The 4,885-nt window shown below is 41.0% G+C and carries 5 protein-coding genes; 3 read left to right on the plus strand and 2 right to left on the minus strand.

Features of this window, described 5'->3' with window-relative positions:
* Together HZC12_04990 and HZC12_04995 are read right to left on the minus strand one after the other, a co-directional pair.
* The coding region (locus HZC12_04990) for a PHP domain-containing protein (protein MBI5026083.1) at positions 1-441 on the minus strand (441 nt) is incomplete at its 3' end.
* Positions 442-532: 91 nt separating this feature from the next.
* Complete coding sequence (locus HZC12_04995) at positions 533-1,735, minus strand: glycoside hydrolase family 1 protein (protein MBI5026084.1); 1,203 nt, start codon at positions 1,733-1,735, stop codon at positions 533-535.
* A gap of 372 nt (positions 1,736-2,107) precedes the next feature.
* On the opposite strand from HZC12_04995, the gene groES reads away from it, so the two are divergent.
* The 3 genes from groES (at position 2,108) to HZC12_05010 (ending at position 4,740) form a co-directional block, all read left to right on the plus strand.
* Complete coding sequence (gene groES, locus HZC12_05000) at positions 2,108-2,398, plus strand: co-chaperone GroES (protein MBI5026085.1); 291 nt, start codon at positions 2,108-2,110, stop codon at positions 2,396-2,398.
* A gap of 9 nt (positions 2,399-2,407) precedes the next feature.
* The gene (gene groL / locus HZC12_05005) at positions 2,408-4,036 is read left to right on the plus strand and encodes a chaperonin GroEL (protein MBI5026086.1); all 1,629 of its coding nucleotides are present in this window, start codon (positions 2,408-2,410) and stop codon (positions 4,034-4,036) included.
* A 326-nt stretch (positions 4,037-4,362) separates the two neighbouring features.
* Entirely contained in the window at positions 4,363-4,740 is a 378-nt protein-coding gene (locus HZC12_05010; protein MBI5026087.1) for a metallopeptidase family protein, read from the plus strand.
* Positions 4,741-4,885 lie beyond the last annotated feature (145 nt).

Here is a 4,885-nt window from a genome sequence, read left to right on the forward strand (position 1 = left end):
ATCTCTGGTTATATCAGATGTATGGTGGGGATGGCAGGCGATTATCAGGGCATCCTGCCTTTTCGCCTCACTGAATATTCTCTCAAAACTCCAGGAGGCAGAGATGAATTCCTTTATGTCGATGATAAGGATATGGGCAGACTTCTCAGAGGAGAGGTAGTTCTTACTTATCTCAATTCCAGAAATTACAAGCATCCCATACTTATCCCATGCCCTTTCAGCCTCATGCTTTACGTTCGATATGTATTCATCAAAATTATCTTCTCTGACAGAAAGTCTGAATCGATTGGCAAGTTTTCCAAATGAGTTGTCCCCATTAACCACATGGTCTGTTATTGCGATTACATCAAACCCTGCCTGACCAAAGAGGTCAATTGTCCTTCTTAACTCCACTGAACCGTCAGAGTATTTTGTGTGAATGTGAAAATCACACAGTAACATCGCTAACTATTTACCAACATATTTGCTAACATGTTATTAACATGATAAGGTCCTTTAGTTACAGGATTATTAAGGAAGGATTAATTTTCGGTTAAAATGAAGACCTGCTTTTGATTAGATATGAATAATATGCTGCTGCATTGGTGGGCCTGCGTTTTAGCGTATCAAAATCAACCCTGTAAAGCCCGAATCTTGCATCAAGCCCCTGAAGCCATTCATAGTTGTCAATGAGCGACCAGTAAAAATACCCTCTGACATCAATGCCATCTTTGATGCATTTCTCAAGCACATCCACATGTCTCTTCATAAATTTTATCTTTTTCTGGCTGTCATGGGTTGCAATGCCATTCTCGGTTATTATCAGCGGGACTCTAAGTTTTGATGCGTATCGCAAAACTTTTTCAAGTCCATGGGGGTGTATCTCCCATCCCATGTCTGTAAGGCCGTATCCATCAATGTCTCTGTGTCTTAATTCAGCTCCCATCTTTTTGAAAGGATTGAACCTCATGTGAATCCTTGTATAATAGTTAACACCAAAGAAATCCAGCTTGTCCTTAATCGGGACTTCTATCTCTATGGCCTTTTTGAATGGGAATCTTATACTTAATTTCCCTGTCAGTAAGGAATCGAGGAGTGAATGGTTATAGAAATATTTTGCAATCTTTGAAAGCAGCCTGTCTAATGGATTCCACCTCTTCCACGGTGCAAGGGCAGCCATATTGTGTGCGACGCTCACCATTGCATCAGGTATTTTGGAATGGATAATATCGTAGGCCATACCATGACACGTGAGGATATTTTTTAATGCCTTTACGGCTAAAGAAGCATCCTTTATGCCCGGCGGCATACAGCCTTCAAGGTAGCCACCGAGTAAAAGAACATACGGCTCATTGAAGGTAATCCAGTATCTCACACCCTTTATTGTTGAAACTATCTTTTCTACAAAATTAAGAAATCTTTCTATTGATGTGTCCTCGTGCCAGGGATATTTTTTGATGAACCATAGGGGATGCGTGAAGTGGTGGATTGTGACCATGGGCTCAATGTTATTTTCAAGGAGTATGTTAATTATCTCCTGATAGTGTGCTATTGCCTCATCATCCCATAGATTTTCCTTCGGCTGTATCCTGCTCCATTCCAGGGAAAATCTGTATGAGTTGACACCAAGTTCCTTAAGCAAACGGAGGTCTTCCTTATAGAGGTTGTAGTGGTTGGAGGGAGAACCCTCAAGCTGAAAAGCGGATGTTGCAACACCCCATAAAAATTTCTCTGGAAATATCTTTCCTTCTATCATCGTTCCGATGAAATTTCGAATACCCCTTTATTCTCAAATTTTTAAACTTTAGCCGAGGATTTTTCAATTATGGCTTAAGATAACAGGGCTTTATTACAAAAATATCAAGAAATTGTTAATTTTTGAAGAAGACTTTGTCTGAAGCAGATGCTTTGCTTTTATAAAAGACCATGGCAAAATTTTATCAAAAATATAGAATTTTTGAGTAAAAAAAAGAAAAACCGAGTAAGAAACCAATAATCTCCAATTACTGTCTTTTTTCACCGTTATAAAGCCTTGTCTTGAATGCTTATTAAGTGTATATTAGCACTCGCTTCCAGTGAGTGCTAATAAATAATAAATCTTTAAACTTTTAGAGAAAGGAGATAAGGTATGAAGTTTAAGCCGCTTAAGGACAGAGTTTTGGTTAAGTATTCTGAGGAGACTGAAAAAAGTGCAGGAGGGTTATATATCCCTGACACTGCTAAGGAAAAACCCCAGAAGGGAGAAATAATAGCAGTTGGCGCTGGCAGGGTAACAGAGGACGGTAAACTCCAGAAGATGGAGGTCAAGGTCGGGGATATAGTCTTATTCGATAAGTACTCCGGTTCCAAGATAACAATGGACAATGTGGAGTATCTCATTATTAAAGAAGAAGATATCTTAGGAATAATAGAAAAATAAGGAGGGAAAATGGCTAAACAACTATTATTTGATGAGGCAGCAAGGAGTTCAATCCTTAAAGGTGTGAGTCTTCTCACAGATGCAGTTAAGGCAACGCTTGGGCCCAAAGGGAGAAACGCCATTCTTGATAAGAAATATGGCGCACCTACTATTACCAAAGATGGTGTTACAGTGGCCAAAGAAATCGAGCTTAAGGACCCATATGAAAATATGGGCGCTCAACTTGTAAGGGAGGTTGCCAGCAAGACCTCTGATGTGGCTGGTGATGGGACAACTACTGCTACTGTCCTTGCCTATTCTCTTTACAAGGAAGGAATGAAGCATATCGTAGCTGGCGCAAACCCCATGGAGGTCAAAAGGGGAATCGAAAGGGCAGTTGAGGTAGTAGTTGAGGAATTAAAAAAACTGAGCAAGACTGTCCAGGAGAAAAAAGAGATTGCCCAGGTAGGGACGATCTCCGCAAATAACGACGTCTCTGTGGGAGACCTCATTGCAGAGGCAATGGATAAGGTAGGAAAAGACGGAGTCATCACAGTCGAAGAGGCCAAGAGCATGCAGACAACCCTTGATGTAGTTGAGGGAATGCAGTTTGACAGGGGCTACATCTCACCATATTTCATTACAAATCCAGAGAGGATGGAATGCGAGCTTGAAGATACCCTTATATTAATCAATGAGAAAAAGATAAGTTCGATGAAAGACCTACTTCCAATACTCGAACAGATTGCTAAAATGGGTAAACCACTTCTTATCATTGCCGAAGAAGTAGAAGGTGAGGCATTAGCTACTCTTGTTGTAAATAAACTGCGCGGGACACTTCAGGTATGTGCTGTCAAGGCCCCTGGCTTTGGCGATAGGAGAAAGGCAATGCTTGAGGACATAGCTGTTCTAACAGGCGGCCAGATGATTTCAGAGGACCTCGGTATAAAGCTTGAGAACATAAAACTCTCTGACCTTGGAAGGGCAAAAAAGATTACAGTTGACAAGGAAAATACAACCATTGTCGAGGGCGCAGGAGAAGCAGCCAAAATACAGGGACGTGTAAAGCAGATAAAGGCCCAGATTGAGGAGACCACCTCTGATTATGATAGAGAAAAACTCCAGGAGCGACTTGCAAAACTTGTTGGCGGGGTAGCTGTAATAAACGTTGGAGCTGCTACTGAAACAGAGATGAAGGAGAAAAAGGCAAGGGTTGAAGATGCACTGCATGCAACGAGAGCAGCAGTTGAGGAAGGGATAGTCCCTGGTGGCGGCGTTGCCCTTTTGAGATGCATTTCTGCTCTGGACAAATTAAAACTTGATAGGGACCAGCAGATCGGTGTAGAGATAACAAAGAGGGCCCTTGAGGAACCTATAAGACAGATCGTTAACAATGCAGGGCTTGAAGGCTCGGTTGTTGTTGAAAAAGTAAAAGGCAACAAAAATACAAATTACGGTTTCGACGCTAATAAAGAGGAGTTTGTTGATATGCTACAGGCAGGCATTATAGACCCTACAAAGGTAACCCGGTATGCCCTGCAAAATGCAGCGTCAGTCGCTGCCCTCATGCTTACAACCGCTGTAATGATCACAGAGATTCCAGAAGAGGAAAAAGCCCCTAAAATGCCGCATGGCGGAGGCATGGAGGGGATGTATTAAGACTTTCCCGAAGCATCGGGATTCGCCAGGGCGAAAAAGATAAAATTTTGAAACTAAAGGGGTCGAGAAATCGGCCCCTTTTTTATTTCCTTCTTAAAAACTGCAAATAAACCACAGAAGACACAGAGATAAATTTTAATAAAACTACAGAGATAAAGAATAACCACAGAGACACAGAGACACAGAGTTATAAATTGGGAAATGAGAAATAGGAAATGGGAAGTTACTTCTCACTTCTTACTTCTCACTGTGTCTCTGTGGTTAATATTATACTTCTGTGGTTTTCTTATAATGCATTTTTGGGTTAAAAAATGTAAAATTTGATAATGCCCTTTAGAGTAAGCAGAGATGATTTTGAGAGGCTTGTCGAAAAGGCACTGGAAACATTGCCTGAAGAATACCGCAAATATTTTACAAACATCACAGTAATTGTAGAAGACTACCCGAGCAGAGAGGACATAAACCGATTAAAGTCGAACAGAAAACAATTGCTTGGACTTTTCACAGGCGTGCCCTACCATAAAAAGGGAGGTTTTTTTGACATCCCCTATCCCCTGCCTGATAGAATAATTCTCTTTCAAAGAAATATTGAAAATATATGTTCTACAGAAAAGGAGCTCATCGAACAGATTCAGGAAACCCTCATCCATGAGATTGGCCATTATTTTGGACTTTCAGAGAAGGATTTAAGAAAATACGAGTAATACTTCTGATTTTCTTAAGGAAGGACAGCCCTGACCCCTGCCATTAAACTTTTAAACCTTTAAACCTGCTGCACGTCTAAAGGTGCTACCCAAATCCCGATTTAGAAAATGCCTTTTTCTTATAACTCCCCTCCCCTTGTGGGAG

This window comes from Nitrospirota bacterium, from assembly GCA_016214385.1.
Lineage (GTDB): Bacteria > Nitrospirota > Thermodesulfovibrionia > UBA6902 > JACROP01 > JACROP01.

Bases quoted from the DNA above. Each gene is read 5' to 3' on its own strand.
- HZC12_04995 (MBI5026084.1), bottom strand. From the start codon at position 1,735: ATGATAGAAGGAAAGATATTTCCAGAGAAATTTTTATGGGGTGTTGCA.
- HZC12_05010 (MBI5026087.1), top strand. From the start codon at position 4,363: ATGCCCTTTAGAGTAAGCAGAGATGATTTTGAGAGGCTTGTCGAAAAG.
- groES (MBI5026085.1), top strand. From the start codon at position 2,108: ATGAAGTTTAAGCCGCTTAAGGACAGAGTTTTGGTTAAGTATTCTGAG.
- groL (MBI5026086.1), top strand. From the start codon at position 2,408: ATGGCTAAACAACTATTATTTGATGAGGCAGCAAGGAGTTCAATCCTT.